Source organism: Leptothrix cholodnii SP-6 (genome assembly GCF_000019785.1).
Taxonomy (GTDB): Bacteria; Pseudomonadota; Gammaproteobacteria; order Burkholderiales; family Burkholderiaceae_C; genus Sphaerotilus; species Sphaerotilus cholodnii.
In genome coordinates, this window is sequence record NC_010524.1 from 3,087,845 (window position 1) to 3,104,706 (window position 16,862).

Genomic DNA, 16,862 nt, shown 5'->3' on the forward strand with positions numbered 1-16,862 from the left:
AGCCCCCCCGGACGCGTAGCCGGGATACAGGAAACCGTTGTTTGGCGGGGCGGGGCAGATGCCGCCAGGCGAGAGGCTCTCGCGGTGGCTTACAATCTCGCTCGACGGGCCTCCCCGCATGGGGGCGCGGCCAAACGGGTCAGGTCGGGAACGAAGCAGCCCTAACCGTTTGCCACCAGTGCCGGGGTTCAGGCTCGTCACCCTTCTGCAGAAAGCACAGGAAAATCAACGGATCAGGCCGTGCCTGATCGTTCTGGCCTCTCGTGCATCACCCAGCTGTGACACCTCGCCTTCAGAAGGTCGGGCGCCATCTCACGGCTCAGCGGCCTCTACATGCACGGCACTGCGCACGACCTGCGCATCGTCCTGCTCAACAGCCCCCCCCGCAAGAGGCCCAACCTCAAGCCGCCTTGGTCGAGAGGTGCTGGTTCAGCTTGACCCTGGCCTCCTGCAGCGCCAGCTTGAGCTTGTCGGGCGTGGTTCCGAGCGTCTTTGCATACCGGTTGGCAACCTGCGTCAGCGCCCGGGCCTGCGCCGCGCCGGCCAGCTTCAGCGTCGCCAGCGTTTCGTTGGCACAACTGGCCACGACACGCATCCAGCCGTCGGCGCTGGTCGGCATGTAGACCGCGTGTCGCAACGGCAGGGGTTGCATCATGTCCTGCACCGACTCGTCCAGACCCCAATGCTTGGCCATGGCGTGTGCCATCGAAGCCAAGTCGACGCCCAGAACGGCCATGGCCGCAGCCTCTTCGCTCAGGCCGGGAGCGACCGGGTCACCCTCCTGCAACGGCGGACTGGGCTGCATCAGGGCCGCGATCTGAACCGCCTCGTCCGGAAAGTGATACCGCACGAGCAAACGACCAAGATGCTGCAGTTGCGCGGCAAGCAGCGCGCCTTCGGCATCGAGTCCACCGGGCGACAGCACATCGGCCAGATGACCGGCCAGGCAGGCGAGTTTCAGCGCTTGCTCGAGGGCCCGCGCAGCCGGCTCGTTCAGGGGGCCGGGCCAGGCACGCAAGGTGCCGGCAGCCCGTCGCACACCGCTGATGCCGACGAGCTGGATGGCCCGGCGCACCGTCGTCACGCCATCTTCGGCCTGCACGCGAAACTGGGCGGCGTTGACGGTGCGCAGCAGCTCGAACGACAAGGCCGGATCCTCCAGCACCACATCGGTCAGCTCGTCGATGCGCTGCGTCTCCATCCGCGAGAGCTGAACCACGCGTTGCGCCAAGCCTGGCATGGCCGGCAGGTGGCCGCTGGTGCGCAGGCGATCGATCAGCAGCGCAAGCGGGCCGCCGCGGTCGCTGGCCTGCACCCGGCACCAGCCCGACAGCGCCCGCTCGAGGCTGCGTGCACCGAGGTAGCGGCGATGCGCATGCCGGTCGGTCGCCCGGTTGATGATCGCCCTCAGCGCGTCCGGCACCGGCTGCGGCAAGGCCCAGGGCAATCGCACGATGTCCTGCCCCAGGCGGGCAATGGCGGTGGGCATGTCCCGTTCGTCGAACGCTGCGCTGTGTGCGACCCACTGGTAGAGCAGCAGACCGATCGCCAGAACGTCGCGCTCTCCGGCGGCACGCTGCTGGCGAAGGAGATCCGACTCGAACTCGCCGGACGTGACACCTTGAACGTCAGCTCGCAGGTTGGCGCCCCACACGAGCAGGCGACCGTTCTTGTCGAGCAGCAGGCTGTGCAGGCCGACATCGCCGTGCGCAAGGCCGGCGTCATGGAGGTAGGCCAATCCTTCGAGCGCGTCGACGGCCCAGCCGGCAGCTTCAAGCGGCGGCGGAGCTGGCCGACCCGCCAGGAACTGCGAGAGCGTCTGGACCCCCTGTGGGGCCTCGCACACGAGGTAGGGCCAGGCGTCGCGCTCGCCGGTCTCGATGGCCGGCAGCAGACGGGGGTGCTCCAGCCGCGCCGCACGCCGCATGGCATCGACCGCCTCCGCAAGCTGCCGGCGCTCCTCGATCGCCTGGCGCGCGATCAGCAGCAGCACGTCGCGACGGCTGCGCGTGTCGTGCGCGATCCAGGCCATCGACAGCGAGCTGCGGCCGATCAGCTGCCTGAGCGCAAAGCGGCCGAAGCTGCGCAGGCCGGCAATTCCGGCGGCGGCGTTGTGACCATGGGCAGCGGTGGATGCGTTGGCGGACACGCTGATCAAATCCGGACTCGAATGGGACTGGCCTGATTCAAACGCCATTCCGAGCGGGTGCTTGCCGGAAACAACCACGGTTTTCAAGCCATCTCCGAGCCGATGCGGATGGGTGCGGCAGACTGCACCGGCAGCGATCGCTATCGCATGCATAGCGTCAGACGCTTCGGGCATGCCATTGCACATCGCCCGATCGTGCCAAAATCAAGCTCAACCCGCCGCATAGCCGAAGCGGTCTTTCTTCCAATGGATACCCCATGAGCAGCGACCTCATCAAACACGTTTCCGATGCGACCTTTGACGGCGACGTCGTTCAATCAGACAAACCCGTTCTGGTGGACTACTGGGCCGAATGGTGCGGCCCCTGCAAGATGATTGCCCCGATCCTTGACGAAGTGGCCAAGGACTACAGCGGTCGCCTGCAGATCGCCAAGATGAACGTCGACGAGAACCGCGAAGTGCCTGCCAAGTTCGGCATTCGCGGCATCCCGACGCTGATGCTGTTCAAGGGCGGTCAGCTGGCTGCCACCAAGGTCGGGGCGCTCTCGAAGGCGCAGTTGACGTCTTTCCTCGACGCCCACCTATAATCGTCCTCAGAGTTCGGCGGCAGCGCTGCCGGACTCCTGAATGCCACTGCGCGATTTACCTCCGGCTGAGCCCCACGGGCTCGTGAAGCGCGCGCAGAGTCGGCTCCCTCCCCCTTGTCGAGCGTTTTGGCTACATGGTGCGGCACGCAGCAATGCGCGCAGCCACACAGTCAAATGCCGTGCGGGAATGCCGACGCCCCCGGTGCAAGCGGCTGGCACCGTCGACACCTGACTTCCGGGTACTCCCCCACATGCACCTTTCCGAACTCAAGGCCCAACACATCTCGGCGCTGGTCCAGATGGCCGAGACGCTTGAGATCGAAAACGCCAGCCGCCTGCGCAAGCAGGAGTTGATGTTTGCGATCATGAAAAAGCGCGCCCGGCAAGGCGAACAAATCTTCGGCGACGGCGTGCTGGAAGTGCTGCCGGACGGCTTCGGTTTCCTGCGCTCCCTCGACGCGAGTTTCCTGGCCAGCACCGACGACATCTACCTGTCGCCGAGCCAGATCCGACGTTTCAACCTGCACACCGGCGACATGATCGAAGGTGAAGTGCGGGTACCCAAGGACGGCGAACGCTACTTCGCGCTGGTGAAAGTTGACCGAGTCAACGAACTGACGCCGGAGGAGAGCAAGAACAAGATCATGTTCGAGAACCTCACGCCGCTGTTCCCCAAGGAGCAGTTCCGGCTTGAGCGCGACGTCAAGAACGAAGAAAACATCACCAGCCGCATCATCGACCTGATCGCGCCGATCGGCAAAGGTCAGCGAGCGCTGCTGGTGGCGCCGCCCAAGAGCGGCAAGACGGTCATGATGCAGCACTTCGCACATGCCCTGATCGCCAACCATCCCGACGTGCACCTGATCGTGCTGCTGGTCGACGAGCGGCCCGAAGAAGTGACCGAGATGCAGCGCACCGTGCGCGGCGAGGTCATCAGTTCGACCTTCGACGAACCCGCCGCACGCCACGTGCAGGTGGCTGAAATGGTGATCGAACGCGCCAAGCGGCTGGTCGAACTGCGCAAGGATGTCGTCATCCTGCTCGACTCGATCACCCGACTGGCCCGTGCCTACAACAACGTGCTGCCCTCGTCGGGCAAGGTTCTGACCGGCGGCGTCGACGCCGGCGCGCTTCAGCGTCCGAAGCGCTTCTTCGGCGCGGCCCGCAATGTCGAGGAAGGCGGTTCGCTGACCATCATCGGCACCGCCCTGATCGACACCGGCAGCCGCATGGACGAGGTGATCTACGAAGAGTTCAAGGGCACCGGCAACTGCGAGATCCACCTGGATCGGCGCATGGCCGAGAAGCGTGTCTACCCGTCGATCCTGCTCAACAAGTCGGGCACCCGTCGCGAGGAACTGCTGCTCAAGCCGGAGATCCTGCAGAAGACCTGGATCCTGCGCAAGCTGCTCTATCCGATGGACGAGATCGAGGCGATGGAGTTCATCCTCGACAAGATGAAGGCCACCAAGAGCAACATCGACTTCTTCGACCTGATGCGCCGTGGTGGCTGAACATGGCTGGCAAGCCATGACGGCGGGTCGGTGCTCGACCAGCCTGCCAAGACCCTTATAATGTTCGATTTTCCGCTGTCGGAAAGTGCGCTTGCATGGTGCAGCGTGGCTCCCGGCATCACAGCGAGGTTCTCATGAAAGACGGCATCCACCCGAACTACCGCGAAGTCTGCTTCGTGGACTTGTCCAACGGCTTCAAGTTCGTGACGCGCTCGTGCGCCCCGGCCCGCGAAATGATCACGATGGAAGACGGCCGCGAACTGCCGCTGTTCAAGCTGGAAACCACCAGCGAAACCCATCCGTTCTACACCGGCACGCAGAAGAGCATCGACAGCCTGGGCGGCCGGGTCGAGAAGTTCCGCAACAAGTTCAAGGTCGGCATCAAGAAGTGAGCTTCACGCTCGCTTGATCCGCAAGGCAGTCGCTGCCTTGACTCGAAAGGCAGCCCAGGCTGCCTTTTTTATTGCCTCGGCCAGAACGCTGCAAGAATCCCGCAGTCCTGCGACAGCGCCTTCTTCACGTAGCCCATCCGATCCTTGTGAACACACCCAACCCTGCCCTGGTATCGCAGCGTGCCGTGCAGCGCCTGCCGCGACTGGCCCTCTGGCTGCTGTGTGCAGCCTATGTGCTGCCGGGCGTGTTCGGCCGTGAGCCCTGGAAGAACGCCGACGTCACCGCCGTCGGCTACATGTTCAGCCTGCTCAGGGGCGACGCATCCTGGCTCGATCCGACGATTGCCGGGATCGGCAGCGACGGCAGCCTGCTGCCCTACTGGATCGGTGCGGCCAACATGCACCTGATGGGCGGACTTGTCGGGCCGGTGCTCGCCGCGCGGCTCCCGTTCGTGCTGATGCTGGTCGGCACCCTCGCGCTGGTCTGGTATGCCACGCTGCACCTGGCGCGGACCGAAGCCGCACAGCCGCTGCCCTTCGCTTTCGGCGGCGAAGCCGACCCGGTGGACTACGCACGAGCGATCGCGGACGGCTCGGTGCTGGCGCTCATCTCGACGCTCGGGCTGCTTCAGCTCGGCCACGAAACGACGCCTGAACTGGTCCAGCTGCTGGGTACGGCGCTGTTCATCTACGGTCTCGCCGCAGGGCCGTATCGATGCTGGCAGAGCCGCCTGGGTGTGGTCGTCGCGCTGCCGATGATGGCCGCCAGCGGCGCCGCCACGACCGCCGTGATGCTGGCGCTGGCCGGCAGCTGGGTGTGCCTGCGCTCCAGTTCAGAGGGGCTGCGCCGGCTGCTGCCCTGGACGCTGGCCTCGGGCCTGCTGGCCGCGCTCACCGCCTGGGCGCTGGGTGGATGGATCTGGCGCATCCCGGCCCAGTTCGACGCCTTGAGCGTCCTGCGCCTGCTCGCCTGGTTCACCTGGCCGGTCTGGCCCCTGGCGGCGTGGACGCTCTGGCAGTGGCGCCGCCACATCCTGCGCCGACACCTGGCGATCCCGCTGACCACCGGCGGTGCGGGCGTCATCGCCAGCCTGGCGATGGGCGGCTCGGACCGCGCGCTGATGCTGGCACTGCCCGCCCTGGCGGTGCTGGCGGCGTTTGCATTGCCGACCCTGCGACGCAGCATGGGCGCAGCGATCGACTGGTTTTCGGTGTTCTTCTTCAGTGCCTGCGCGATCTCGATCTGGGTGATCTACGCCGCCATGCACACGCGGGTTCCGGCCAAGATCGCCGCCAACGTCTACAAGCTGGCGCCGGGCTTCGAGGCCGTCTTCCAGCTGCCCGCGCTCGTGCTTGCCGTGCTGGGCACGTTGATCTGGCTGGCGCTGGTCAGGTGGCGCACCGGACGCAATCAGCATGCGATCTGGAAGAGCCTGGTCCTGCCCGCCGGTGGCGTGGCCCTGAACTGGCTGCTGCTGATGACACTCTGGCTGCCGTTGCTCGACTATGCCCGCAGCTATCGCCCGCTGGTGCAGCGGGTGGCGCAGCAGGTGCCGGCGGGCGCCTGCGTCAACACCGATGGCCTGGCGCGCGGCCAGCTGGCGGCCCTGAGCGTGCATGCCGACCTGAAACTGGCCCCGCAGCCCGGAGATCCGGCGTGCGACTGGCTGCTGGTCGCATGGCACGAATCACGCCACCGGCGATTCGTGCCGCCCGTGCGCGCCGGCTGGCGCTGGGTCGCCAAGGCCGAGCGGCCCACCGACCGCAAAGAATCGATCCTGATCTATCGACGCCGCTGACCGCCGGCACTGTCTGTTCAGACGCGCACCCGGGCGGCCGGGAAAACGAGCCGGAAACACGAACCCCGCCCGGGTTCGCTCTCGACCTCGAGCTGGCCGCCATGACGCTGCATCACATGCTTGACGATCGACAGGCCGAGCCCGGTGCCACCGGTTTCGCGTGAGCGGCTGCCGTCGACGCGGTAGAAACGCTCGGTCAGGCGCGGCAGATGTTCCCGGGCGATGCCCAGGCCGTTGTCGCGCACCTCGAACACGCCATCGCCCCCCGGGCGACGCAACCACCGCACGTCGATGCGCCCGCCTTCGGGCGTGTAGCGGACCGCGTTGCTGCACAGGTTGGTGAAGGCCGACAGCAACTCGGTCTCGCTGCCGGCCAGCAGGCAGTCGGCGCCGTCTTCGGCCAGCACGTCAGGGCACCCCTCGGACTTGAACCCGAGCAGATGCCGCCCCTTGGACAAGGCCACGATCTCGGTTTCGACCTGCGCGAACAGGCCGCGCACCGAAACCCACTGATCGACCGCCGGCCGCGGACTGCCTTCGAGCTGGGCCAGGATCAGCAGGTCAGCCACCAGCGTCTGCATGCGCTGCGTCTGGAGCGTCATCAGTGTGAGCACGCGCTTTCGTTCCGGCTCCGTGAGCGGCAGGTTGCTCATGGTTTCGACGAAGCCACCCAGCACCGTCAACGGCGTGCGGATCTCGTGCGACACGTTGGCCACGAAATCCCGGCGCATGCCTTCCGAGCGCAGGCGCTCGGTGACGTCGTTGGACAGGATCAGCCGCAAGCCCTCGCCGTAGGGGCGGACCAGCACCGACAGCGTCAGGTCACGCCCGTGGTTGATCACCGGAACGGCCTCGTCGTAGTCGCCAGCCTGCAGATAGGCGACGAACGCCGGAGCGCGCACGAGGTTGGTGATGCGCTGACCGAGGTCGCGCACGGGGTTGAGGCCGAAGTGATCGGCAGCCACCGAGTTGCACCAGCTGATCTGCTCGTCGGCGTCGAGCAGCAGCACGCCGTTGGGCGAGACCTCGATGGCCAGGAGGAACTGGGCCAGCCGCTGCCGCTCGGTCACGAGCGCCCGTTCGCGCTGCTGCAGCGCGCGTTCGATGCGGTAGGCCAGTTCGCCCCACATCTGTCCGCCGCGCGGGGCACCGCCCTCTTGTGTACCGCGCAGCCAGTTCACCAGCGCCTGGCTGCGCAGCGCGTCGCGCAGGTTGACCAGCAGCAGCCCGATGCAGGCGCCGCCCCAGGCACCCCACCAGGGTGCGGCAAACACGCGTCCCGCCAGCCAGCCGATCAGACCGCCGACGGTCAAGGCAAAGATGGCGCTCAGCAAACGTCCAAACAGAAAGTTCATGCGCCCGGGCCGCCGAGTGGCAATGTCATGTCACGCACTGCCGCCGATCGACGGGAGCAGCACCTGTTCCTGATCCGTGGTCGGCGGCTCATCGACCGGATGGCCGCCCGACCGTCACCGGATCGCCGACTCGACCGCGTCGAGCGAGTTGTGGCGCACGTCGGTGCCCTTGACGATGTAGATGATCTGCTCGGCCAGGTTCTTGGCGTGGTCGCCCACGCGCTCGATCGCCTTGGCCACGAACACCAGATCGATCGACGCCGAGATGGTGCGCGGGTCTTCCATCATGTAGGTGATGAGCTTGCGCATCAGGCCGTCGAACTCGGCGTCGATCTGGTTGTCTTCCTTGAGCACGGCCAGCGCCTGCTGGGTGTCGAGCCGGGCGAAGGCGTCGAGCGCCTTGCGCAGCAGGCCGGTGGCGAGCTGGGCCTCGAACGACACGTCACCTACCGGCAGACGCAGCCGGCTCGACACACCGGTGTCGACCAGGCGCTGCACCGTGCGCGCGATGCGGGCCGCCTCGTCGCCGACGCGCTCGAGGTTGCCGATCGACTTCGAGATCGCGATCAGCAGACGCAGGTCGCGCGCGGTGGGCTGGCGGCGGGCGATGATGGTCGACAGGTCGCGGTCGATCTCGATCTCGAGCTGATTGACGCGCTCTTCGGTCTGGATGACCTGCAGCGCGCTTTCGCAGCTGAAGTTGGCCAGCGCATGCACGGCTTGCGCCACCTGCGACTCGACGATGCCACCCATCTCGAGCACGCGGGTCGAGATGGCACTGAGTTCGGCGTCGAACTGGCTGGAAAGATGCTTGTCCATGAGCGGTCGTCCTTGATGCGTCGGTTGCTTCAGCCGAAGCGGCCGGTGATGTAGTCCTCGGTCTCCTTGCGCTGCGGGCGCATGAAGATGTCGTTGGTGTCGCCGAACTCGATCAGGTCGCCGAGGTACATGTAGGCGGTGTAGTCGGAGCTGCGCGCCGCCTGCTGCATGTTGTGCGTGACGATGACCACCGTGTAGTCGCCCTTGAGCTCGTCGATCAGCTCCTCGATCTTGCCCGTCGAGATCGGGTCGAGTGCCGAACAGGGTTCATCGAGCAGCAGCACCTCGGGCTTGATCGCGATGCCGCGCGCGATGCACAGGCGCTGCTGCTGGCCCCCCGACAGGCCGGCGCCGCTCTTGTCGAGCTTGTCCTTGACCTCGCCCCACAGCGCCGCCTTCTTGAGCGCCCACTCGACACGATCGTCCATCTCGACGCGCGGCAGGTTCTCGAACAGCCGCACGCCGAAGGCGATGTTGTCGTAGATCGACATCGGGAACGGCGTCGGCTTCTGGAACACCATGCCGACGCGGGCGCGGATCAGCGAGACGTCTTCGCGGCTCTTCAGGATGTCCTGGCCGTCGAGCAGGATCTGGCCTTCGGCGCGCTGCTCCGGGTAGAGCTCGAACATGCGGTTGAAGGTGCGCAGCAGCGTCGACTTGCCGCAGCCCGACGGCCCGATGAAGGCGGTGACCTTCTTCTCCGGGATGTCGAGGTTGATGTTCTTCAGGGCGTGAAAGTGGCCGTAGTAGAAGTTCAGGTCGCGCACCGCGACCTTGGTCTTGACGTTCACGCTGGGATCGACCTTGGCGTCCATGTCGAGGTCCTCGGGTTCATTGTTTGTTGCGCAGGAAAGTGCGCGCGATGATGTTCAGCACCAGCACCCCCATCGTGATCAGCAGCACACCCGCCCAGGCGAGCTTCTGCCAGTTTTCATAGGGGCTCATCGCGAACTTGAAGATCGTCACCGGCAGGCTGGCCATCGGCTCGGACAGGTCCGACGTCCAGAACTGGTTCGACAGCGCGGTGAACAGCAGCGGCGCGGTTTCGCCAGAGATGCGCGCCACCGCCAGCAGCACGCCGGTGATCACGCCGGCGCGGGCCGATTTCAGGGTGATCGACAGGATCACGCGCCATTTCGGCGTGCCCAGCGCGTAGGCCGCCTCGCGCAGCGCGTTCGGGATCAGGCCGAGCATGTTGTCGGTGGTGCGGATGACCACCGGGATCACGATCAGCGCCAGCGCCAGCACGCCCGCGAAGCCCGAGAAGCTCTTGAAGCGCGCCACCCACACGGTGTAGATGAACAGGCCGATCACGATCGACGGCGCCGACAGCAGGATGTCGCTGACGAACCGCGTGATGCGGCCCAGCCAGGTGCTGCGGCCGTATTCCGCCAGATAGACACCGGCCAGCACCCCGACCGGCGTGCCGATCAGCGTGGCCAGCCCGACCATGATCAGCGAGCCGAAGATCGCGTTGGCCAGACCGCCGATCTCTTCCTGCGGCGGCGGCGTCATCTCGGTGAACAGCGCCAGGCTCAGGCCGCCCAGACCGAGGCGGACGGTCTCCACCAGGATCCAGATCAGCCAGAACACGCCGAACACCATCGCCAGCAGCGACAGCAGCATCGCCGCCTGATTGATCCATTTGCGGCGACGGTGCATCGCCTGGCGCGTGGCCAGCAAGGCTGCGTCTGCCATCAGTTGCCCTCGCCTTTCTTGAGTTGCGCCAGCAGCACCTTGGACAGCGCCAGCACCACGAAGGTGATGAAGAACAGGACCAGCCCGAGGTAGATCAGCGAAGCCTGGTGCAGGCCGTCAGCCGCCTCGGCGAACTCGTTGGCGAGCGCCGATGTGATGCTGTTGGCCGCCTCGAACACCGACAGCGAGTCGAGCTGGTTCATGTTGCCGATCACGAAAGTCACGGCCATCGTCTCGCCCAGAGCCCGGCCGAGCCCGAGCATCACGCCGCCGACCACGCCGATCTTGGTGTAGGGCAGTACCACGTTCCAGACCACCTCCCAGGTGGTCGAACCCAGCCCGTAGGCGGATTCCTTGAGCATCGGCGGCGTCACCTCGAAGACGTCACGCATCACCGAGGCGATGAACGGGATGATCATGATCGCCAGGATGATGCCGGCCGACAGGATGCCGATGCCCACCGGCGGACCCGCGAACAGCGTTCCCAGGACAGGAATGTCGCTCGTGACGGCCTGCAGCGGCTGCTGGACGAACTCTGCCAGGATCGGCCCGAACACCAGCAGTCCCCACATGCCGTAGACGATCGAAGGCACCGCCGCCAGCAGCTCGACCGCGATCCCGAGCGGTCGCTTGAGCCAGGTCGGCGACAGTTCGGTGAGGAAAAGCGCGATGCCGAAACTCACCGGCACCGCGATCAGCAGGGCGATGAACGAGGTCATCAGCGTGCCGTAGATCATCACGAGACCGCCGTAGCGGTTCTCGACCGGATCCCACTCGCTGCGCCACAGGAACGACAGGCCGTACTCGCGGATCGCCGGCATGGCGCCGAGCACGAGCGAAGCGATGATGCCCAGCAACAGCGCGAGAGTCAGCCAAGCGGCCGACTGCGCCAGCAAGGCGAACAGGGTGTCCGCCCAGGGTGCGCGAACCGTCGCGCGAGGGTCACTTGACCCCGAAGATTGCGCCATCTTGATCAATCCAGCTGCAAAGTGGCGCGAAGTGTAGCGGCCGACCCACCGATCAGGCGCCCCGGGAACTCACTTGTACTCGACGGCCTTGCCGCTGCTGTCCTTGAAGCCGGACCACTGCTTGCGAACCAGCGCCTTGACGGATTCAGGCAGCGCGACGTACTCGAGTTCGCCGGCCATCGCGTCTCCGCTGGCATAAGCCCAGTCGAAGAACTTCAGCGTGGAGACCGCCTGCTGTGGCTTGTCCTGCTGCTTGTGCATCAGGATGAAGGTGGCGCCCGTCAGCGGCCAGGCGTCCTTGCCAGGCTGTTCGGTCAGCACCTGATAGAAGGACTTCGACCAGTTCGCTGCAGCGGCGGCCGCCTTGAAGTTGGCGTCGTCCGGCGACACGAAGTTGCCCGCCGCGTTCTTCATCTGCACGTACGCCATCTTGCCCTGCTTGGCGTAGGCATATTCGACGTAGCCGATGGCGTTGGGCAGGCGCTGGACGAACGCCGAGACACCCTCGTTGCCCTTGCCGCCTGCACCGGTCGGCCAGTTGACGGCCGTGCCCTCGCCCACCTTGGACTTCCACTCGGCATTCACCTTCGACAGGTAGTTGGTGAAGATGAAGCTGGTGCCCGAGCCGTCCGCCCGCCGCACGACGGCAATCGGCGCATCGGGAAGCGCAACGCCAGCGTTCAATGCAGTGATCGCCGGATCGCTCCACTTGCGCACCTTGCCGAGGTAGATGTCGCCGAGCACGGCACCGGTGAGCTTGATCTGCCCCGGCTGTATGCCCTTGATGTTGACCACGGGCACCACGCCGCCGATCACGGTCGGAAACTGCACCAGACCGTCCTTGGCCAGATCGGCATCGCTCAGAGGCATGTCCGAGGCACCGAAATCGACGGTCTTGGCCTGGATCTGGCGTATGCCAGCCCCGGACCCCACCGACTGGTAATTCACCTTTGCGCCGGAGAGCTTGTGGAAAGCATCGGCCCATTTTGCATAGATGGGCGCCGGAAACGTGGCCCCGGCGCCGGTCACGTTCTGCGCTTGCACACCACCCGACAGGGACCACAGCGTCGCAGCAGCCAACACCGTGGAAGCCAGCCTCTTGCTACCGATCACATTGCTCATCACTGAACCCGTTACTGAAAAGGCGAGGGTCCGCCGTTGCCCGCAACTGTAATCACGATGTGTGACATGTTTATGACAATTCACCGACCCGATCTGACGGACGATCTGGTCGCGGGCAGCGCCGACGACCGATCGAGTATCCGGATCAGCCTTCCTGTGCAGCGACGGCCAGTCGGTCGGCACAAAGGCGGGCCTGCGCAGCGTCGCGCGCCTCGACCATCACGCGCAGAAGCGGCTCGGTACCGGACGGACGAATGAGCACACGGCCCGACTGACCCAGTTCATTGCCGATGGCGATGCGCTCGCGTGCCAGGCGATCGTTGAGTTTCCAGTCCTGACCGGCGGCGAGCCGCACATTGATCAGCGTTTGCGGGAACAGTTCGACGCCGTCGAGCAGTTCGGCAATCGAACGGCCATTGCGCTGCTGCGCCTGCAGCACCTGCAAGGCACTGACGATGCCGTCACCGGTGGTGTGCTTGTCCAGCGCCAGCAGGTGGCCCGAGCCCTCACCGCCAAGCTGCCAGCCCCGCGAAACCAGCTCTTCGAGCACGTAGCGGTCACCCACCTTGGCACGCACGAATTCGACGCCGCGCTGCTGGAGCGCCACCTCGACCGCCATGTTGGTCATCAAGGTGCCGACCGCGCCAGGCACCGGCTCGCCCTGGGCCAGTCGATCGGCGACCATCACGTAAAGCAGTTCGTCACCGTTGTAGAGCCGGCCGTTGCGATCGACCAGCAGCACGCGGTCGGCATCACCATCGAGGGCCACACCGTAGTCGGCACCGTTCATGCGGACAGCCTCGACCAGCGCCTGCGGCGACGTGGCACCGACACCATCGTTGATGTTCAGGCCATCGGGCTCGCAGCCGATGCGCACCACATCGGCGCCGAGTTCATGAAACACGTCCGGAGCCACGTGGTACGCCGCACCGTTGGCGGCATCGACGACGATCTTCAGGCCCTTGAGTGAGAGCTCGTTCGAGAAGGTCGACTTGCAGAACTCGACGTAACGCCCCGGCGCATCATGCAGACGCCTGGCGCGGCCGATCTGCGACGAATCGGACCACTGCGGCGGCGCTTCGATGGCGGCCTCGACCTCCATCTCCCAGGCGTCGGACAGCTTTTCTCCCCGTGCCGAAAAGAACTTGATGCCGTTGTCCATGAAGTGGTTGTGCGAGGCGCTGATCACCACGCCCAGACTGAGGCGCAACGCGCGTGTCAGGTAGGCCACTGCCGGCGTGGGCAGAGGTCCGGTGAGCATCACGTCGACACCAGCCGAGTTCAGACCCGCCTCGAGTGCAGATTCGAGCATGTAGCCCGAGATGCGCGTGTCCTTGCCAATCAGCACCACCGGCCGGTCATGCGTGCCACGCAACACCCGGCCGACAGCGTGCCCGAGTCGCAGGACAAAATCAGGCGTGATCGGAGACGTGCCAACTTCACCACGAATACCGTCGGTGCCAAAATACTTTCTGCTCATGTGTACTCGCTGAAAAACCTGAAGAACGCGATGGACTGCACCGCAAGCGGTCGAGCCTAGGTCAAGCTCAGCACTCGGGCAAGCCGGCAGCACGCCACACGGCCAGTGCGTCGACTGTCGCTGCCACATCGTGCACACGAATCACACGGGCACCACACTGAACCGCAGCCAGCGCAGCGGCAACGCTGCCATGAACCCGCTCCCCGACGGCACGCCCGGTGACCGTGCCGATCGACGACTTGCGCGACCAGCCCGCCAGCACCGGGTAGCCCAGATCCAGCAAGGCGCGCTGACCCTTGATCAATGCGAAGTTGTGTTCGACCGTCTTCCCGAACCCGATGCCCGGATCGAGCACGATGCGCGCGGCCTGCACGCCGCGCGAACGCAAGGCATGACTGCGGTCGGCCAGGAAGTCGCGCACCGACCGCGTCACGTCGTCGTACCTGGGATCGCGCTGCATCGACCTGGGTTCGCCCTGCATGTGCATGAGACAGATGCCGCACGACGGGTGCGCAACCACGGCCTCGAGCGCACCATCGGCTTGCAGGGCAAGGATGTCGTTGACGATGTCCACGCCGAGGTCGAGCGCGGCACACATGACCTCCGGCTTCCATGTGTCCACCGACACCGGCACCCCCATCTGCAGAGCCCCACGCAAGACCGGAATCACACGAGCCAACTCATCCTCGACCGATACCGCAGGCGCGCCTGGACGGCTGGATTCGCCACCGATGTCCAGGATGTCAGCACCCTCGCGCAGCAACATCTCGGCATGAGCGAGTGCCTGGTTCGGGCTGCGTCCACCGTCTGAAAACGAATCGGGCGTCGCATTGACGATACCCATCACGCGAGGTTGTGACAGGTCAATCTGGAAACGGCTGGTTTGCCAGTGCATCGCTCTACTCCTTTGCGGCCGGCAGCAAGCGGACAGAAGCCGCGGCACCAATGCAAACGGGGCCGAAGCCCCGTCATTGTGTTTCACCCGACGCCTGGATCAGACCGTCGCCGCAGCATTTGGACTCACGGACGGATTCGACGGACCACCGGGGGGCTTCGATGCGGGCGGCACCCAGTCCTTCGGCGGACGCGGTTGACGACCCTGCATGATGTCTTCGATCTGGTCAGAGTCGATGGTCTCCCAGTCGAGCAATGCACGCGCCATCGTGTGCATCTTGTCCTGGTTCTCCTCGATCAACTGACGAGCCAGCGAATACTGGGTATCGATGATCTTGCGGATCTCCTTGTCGACCTTCTTCATCGTTTCTTCGGAAACGTTGACCTGCTTGGTGATGGAGCGGCCCAGGAACACTTCGCCCTCGTTTTCAGCGTAGACCATCGGACCGAGTTCTTCGGTCATGCCGTAACGGGTCACCATGTCACGCGCGATCTGCGTGGCCCTTTCGAAGTCGTTGCTGGCGCCGGTGGTCATCTGGTTCATGAACACCTCCTCGGCAATGCGCCCACCGAACAGCACCGAAATCGTCGACAGCATCCGCTCCTTGTCAAGACTGTAGCGATCGCCTTCGGGCAGCTGCATGGTCAGACCGAGAGCACGGCCACGCGGAATGATCGTCACCTTGTGAACCGGATCGGTCTTGGGCATCAGGCGGGCAACCAGCGCGTGTCCGGATTCGTGGTACGCAGTGTTCTTGCGCTCCTCTTCGGGCATGACCATCGACTTGCGCTCGGGGCCCATCATGATCTTGTCCTTGGCCTTCTCGAAGTCGACCATCTCGACCACCCGCGCGCTGCGGCGGGCAGCGAACAGGGCTGCTTCGTTGACCAGATTGGCAAGATCGGCACCGGAGAAACCGGGGGTGCCACGCGCAAGGATGTCGGCACGAATGTCCTGACCCATCGGAATCTTGCGCATGTGCACGTTCAGGATCTGCTCGCGCCCACGCACGTCGGGCAAGGTCACGTAGACCTGCCGGTCAAAGCGGCCCGGACGCAGCAGCGCAGGATCCAGGATGTCCGGACGGTTGGTCGCTGCAATCACGATCACGCCGAGGTTGGTCTCGAAACCATCCATCTCGACCAGCATCTGGTTGAGCGTCTGCTCGCGCTCGTCGTTGCCGCCCCCCAGACCAGCACCGCGATGACGACCGACAGCATCGATTTCATCGATGAAGATGATGCACGGCGCGTTCTTCTTGGCCTGCTCGAACATGTCCCGCACGCGAGCAGCACCGACACCCACGAACATCTCGACGAAGTCGGAGCCGGAGATCGAAAAGAACGGAACCTTGGCTTCACCCGCGATGGACTTGGCCAGAAGCGTTTTACCGGTACCCGGCGGGCCGACCATCAAGACGCCACGCGGAATTCGTCCGCCCAGCTTCTGGAACTTTTGCGGGTCCTTCAGGAAGTCGACCAGTTCCTTGACTTCCTCTTTCGCCTCGTCGCAACCTGCAACGTCGGCGAAGGTGACGGAGTTGTTGCTCTCGTCGAGCATGCGCGCACGGCTCTTGCCGAAGCTGAAAGCGCCGCCCTTGCCACCGCCTTGCATCTGGCGCATGAAGTAGACCCATACGCCGATCAGCAGCAGCATCGGCCCCCAGGAAATCAGCAGGCTCGTCAGCAATGACGGCTCTTCACGCGGCTTGACCTTGAACTTGACTCCGTTGGCGATGAGGTCGCCCACGAGGCCACGATCCAGGTAGGTGGCCGTGGTGCGAATGCGCTTGTCATCGGTGGTCAGGGCTTCGATCTCGGCACCACCAGGATTTTCCTGCAGCACCACCTCGCGAATGCGCTTGGCGCGCACTTCCTCGAGAAACTCCGAATAGCCGATCTGGTTACCAGCGGTCGCCGTGCGGTCGAACTGCTTGAACACGGTGAACAGCACCAGGGCGATCACCATCCACACTGCAACTTTGGAGAACCATTGATTGTTCACCGCGGCTCCTTCTTACAAATCTGTCTGCCCCGGACGGGCCCAGCAGCCGCAGCAGATTTGCTGCAACCAACGCGGTAGGT

14 protein-coding genes and 1 other RNA gene are annotated in these 16,862 nt (G+C 65.0%); 5 read left to right on the top strand and 10 right to left on the bottom strand.

The window, feature by feature from the left end; translation table 11 throughout:
- Positions 1–103 precede the first annotated feature (103 nt).
- Positions 104–202: signal recognition particle sRNA small type (gene ffs, locus LCHO_RS22815), an RNA gene on the top strand.
- A 198-nt stretch (positions 203–400) separates the two neighbouring features.
- Here ffs and LCHO_RS14030 read toward each other — a convergent pair.
- On the bottom strand, positions 401–2,323 hold the full coding sequence (locus LCHO_RS14030) for a serine/threonine protein kinase (RefSeq protein ID WP_190274806.1): 1,923 nt from the start codon (positions 2,321–2,323) through the stop codon (positions 401–403).
- Positions 2,324–2,406: 83 nt separating this feature from the next.
- Between LCHO_RS14030 and trxA the strand changes: the two genes are divergently transcribed.
- From trxA to LCHO_RS14050, 4 genes are all read left to right on the top strand, one after another.
- Positions 2,407–2,736, top strand: a complete 330-nt coding sequence (gene trxA, locus LCHO_RS14035) for a thioredoxin TrxA (protein WP_012347824.1) — start codon at positions 2,407–2,409, stop codon at positions 2,734–2,736.
- A gap of 251 nt (positions 2,737–2,987) precedes the next feature.
- Entirely contained in the window at positions 2,988–4,250 is a 1,263-nt protein-coding gene (rho, locus tag LCHO_RS14040) for a transcription termination factor Rho (protein WP_012347825.1), read from the top strand.
- Positions 4,251–4,384: 134 nt separating this feature from the next.
- Positions 4,385–4,642, top strand: a complete 258-nt coding sequence (locus tag LCHO_RS14045) for a type B 50S ribosomal protein L31 (RefSeq protein ID WP_012347826.1) — start codon at positions 4,385–4,387, stop codon at positions 4,640–4,642.
- A 146-nt stretch (positions 4,643–4,788) separates the two neighbouring features.
- Complete coding sequence (locus tag LCHO_RS14050) at positions 4,789–6,441, top strand: hypothetical protein (protein WP_043704321.1); 1,653 nt, start codon at positions 4,789–4,791, stop codon at positions 6,439–6,441.
- 17 nt (positions 6,442–6,458) lie between these two features.
- Here the strand turns inward: LCHO_RS14050 and phoR are convergent, their stop codons facing one another.
- The 9 genes from phoR to ftsH all read right to left on the bottom strand — a co-directional run bounded on the left by phoR (position 6,459) and on the right by ftsH (position 16,782).
- On the bottom strand, positions 6,459–7,796 hold the full coding sequence (phoR, locus tag LCHO_RS14055; protein WP_012347828.1) for a phosphate regulon sensor histidine kinase PhoR: 1,338 nt from the start codon (positions 7,794–7,796) through the stop codon (positions 6,459–6,461).
- Positions 7,797–7,910: 114 nt separating this feature from the next.
- Complete coding sequence (gene phoU / locus LCHO_RS14060) at positions 7,911–8,615, bottom strand: phosphate signaling complex protein PhoU (protein ID WP_012347829.1); 705 nt, start codon at positions 8,613–8,615, stop codon at positions 7,911–7,913.
- A gap of 29 nt (positions 8,616–8,644) precedes the next feature.
- Positions 8,645–9,430: a phosphate ABC transporter ATP-binding protein PstB gene (gene pstB / locus LCHO_RS14065; RefSeq protein ID WP_012347830.1), complete on the bottom strand. Its 786-nt coding sequence runs from the start codon at positions 9,428–9,430 to the stop codon at positions 8,645–8,647.
- Between the two features lie 16 nt (positions 9,431–9,446).
- On the bottom strand, positions 9,447–10,313 hold the full coding sequence (gene pstA / locus LCHO_RS14070) for a phosphate ABC transporter permease PstA (protein WP_012347831.1): 867 nt from the start codon (positions 10,311–10,313) through the stop codon (positions 9,447–9,449).
- The gene (gene pstC / locus LCHO_RS14075; RefSeq protein WP_012347832.1) at positions 10,313–11,281 is read right to left on the bottom strand and encodes a phosphate ABC transporter permease PstC; all 969 of its coding nucleotides are present in this window, start codon (positions 11,279–11,281) and stop codon (positions 10,313–10,315) included. Before pstC ends, pstA begins: the two co-directional genes overlap by 1 nt.
- Positions 11,282–11,350: 69 nt before the next feature.
- The gene (pstS, locus tag LCHO_RS14080) at positions 11,351–12,403 is read right to left on the bottom strand and encodes a phosphate ABC transporter substrate-binding protein PstS (RefSeq protein ID WP_012347833.1); all 1,053 of its coding nucleotides are present in this window, start codon (positions 12,401–12,403) and stop codon (positions 11,351–11,353) included.
- A 145-nt stretch (positions 12,404–12,548) separates the two neighbouring features.
- On the bottom strand, positions 12,549–13,883 hold the full coding sequence (gene glmM, locus LCHO_RS14085) for a phosphoglucosamine mutase (RefSeq protein ID WP_012347834.1): 1,335 nt from the start codon (positions 13,881–13,883) through the stop codon (positions 12,549–12,551).
- A 67-nt stretch (positions 13,884–13,950) separates the two neighbouring features.
- Positions 13,951–14,778: a dihydropteroate synthase gene (gene folP, locus LCHO_RS14090; protein ID WP_012347835.1), complete on the bottom strand. Its 828-nt coding sequence runs from the start codon at positions 14,776–14,778 to the stop codon at positions 13,951–13,953.
- Between the two features lie 99 nt (positions 14,779–14,877).
- Positions 14,878–16,782, bottom strand: a complete 1,905-nt coding sequence (gene ftsH / locus LCHO_RS14095; RefSeq protein ID WP_012347836.1) for an ATP-dependent zinc metalloprotease FtsH — start codon at positions 16,780–16,782, stop codon at positions 14,878–14,880.
- Positions 16,783–16,862 lie beyond the last annotated feature (80 nt).

What these genes read in the sequence shown, in the direction of transcription:
- glmM (WP_012347834.1), bottom strand. Translation starts at nt 13,883, where the DNA reads ATGAGCAGAAAGTATTTTGGCACCGACGGTATTCGTGGTGAAGTTGGC.
- phoR (WP_012347828.1), bottom strand. Translation starts at nt 7,796, where the DNA reads ATGAACTTTCTGTTTGGACGTTTGCTGAGCGCCATCTTTGCCTTGACC.
- pstC (WP_012347832.1), bottom strand. Translation starts at nt 11,281, where the DNA reads ATGGCGCAATCTTCGGGGTCAAGTGACCCTCGCGCGACGGTTCGCGCA.
- pstA (WP_012347831.1), bottom strand. Translation starts at nt 10,313, where the DNA reads ATGGCAGACGCAGCCTTGCTGGCCACGCGCCAGGCGATGCACCGTCGC.
- rho (WP_012347825.1), top strand. Translation starts at nt 2,988, where the DNA reads ATGCACCTTTCCGAACTCAAGGCCCAACACATCTCGGCGCTGGTCCAG.
- folP (WP_012347835.1), bottom strand. Translation starts at nt 14,778, where the DNA reads ATGCACTGGCAAACCAGCCGTTTCCAGATTGACCTGTCACAACCTCGC.
- phoU (WP_012347829.1), bottom strand. Translation starts at nt 8,615, where the DNA reads ATGGACAAGCATCTTTCCAGCCAGTTCGACGCCGAACTCAGTGCCATC.
- trxA (WP_012347824.1), top strand. Translation starts at nt 2,407, where the DNA reads ATGAGCAGCGACCTCATCAAACACGTTTCCGATGCGACCTTTGACGGC.
- pstS (WP_012347833.1), bottom strand. Translation starts at nt 12,403, where the DNA reads ATGAGCAATGTGATCGGTAGCAAGAGGCTGGCTTCCACGGTGTTGGCT.
- LCHO_RS14030 (WP_190274806.1), bottom strand. Translation starts at nt 2,323, where the DNA reads ATGCCCGAAGCGTCTGACGCTATGCATGCGATAGCGATCGCTGCCGGT.
- pstB (WP_012347830.1), bottom strand. Translation starts at nt 9,430, where the DNA reads ATGGACGCCAAGGTCGATCCCAGCGTGAACGTCAAGACCAAGGTCGCG.
- LCHO_RS14045 (WP_012347826.1), top strand. Translation starts at nt 4,385, where the DNA reads ATGAAAGACGGCATCCACCCGAACTACCGCGAAGTCTGCTTCGTGGAC.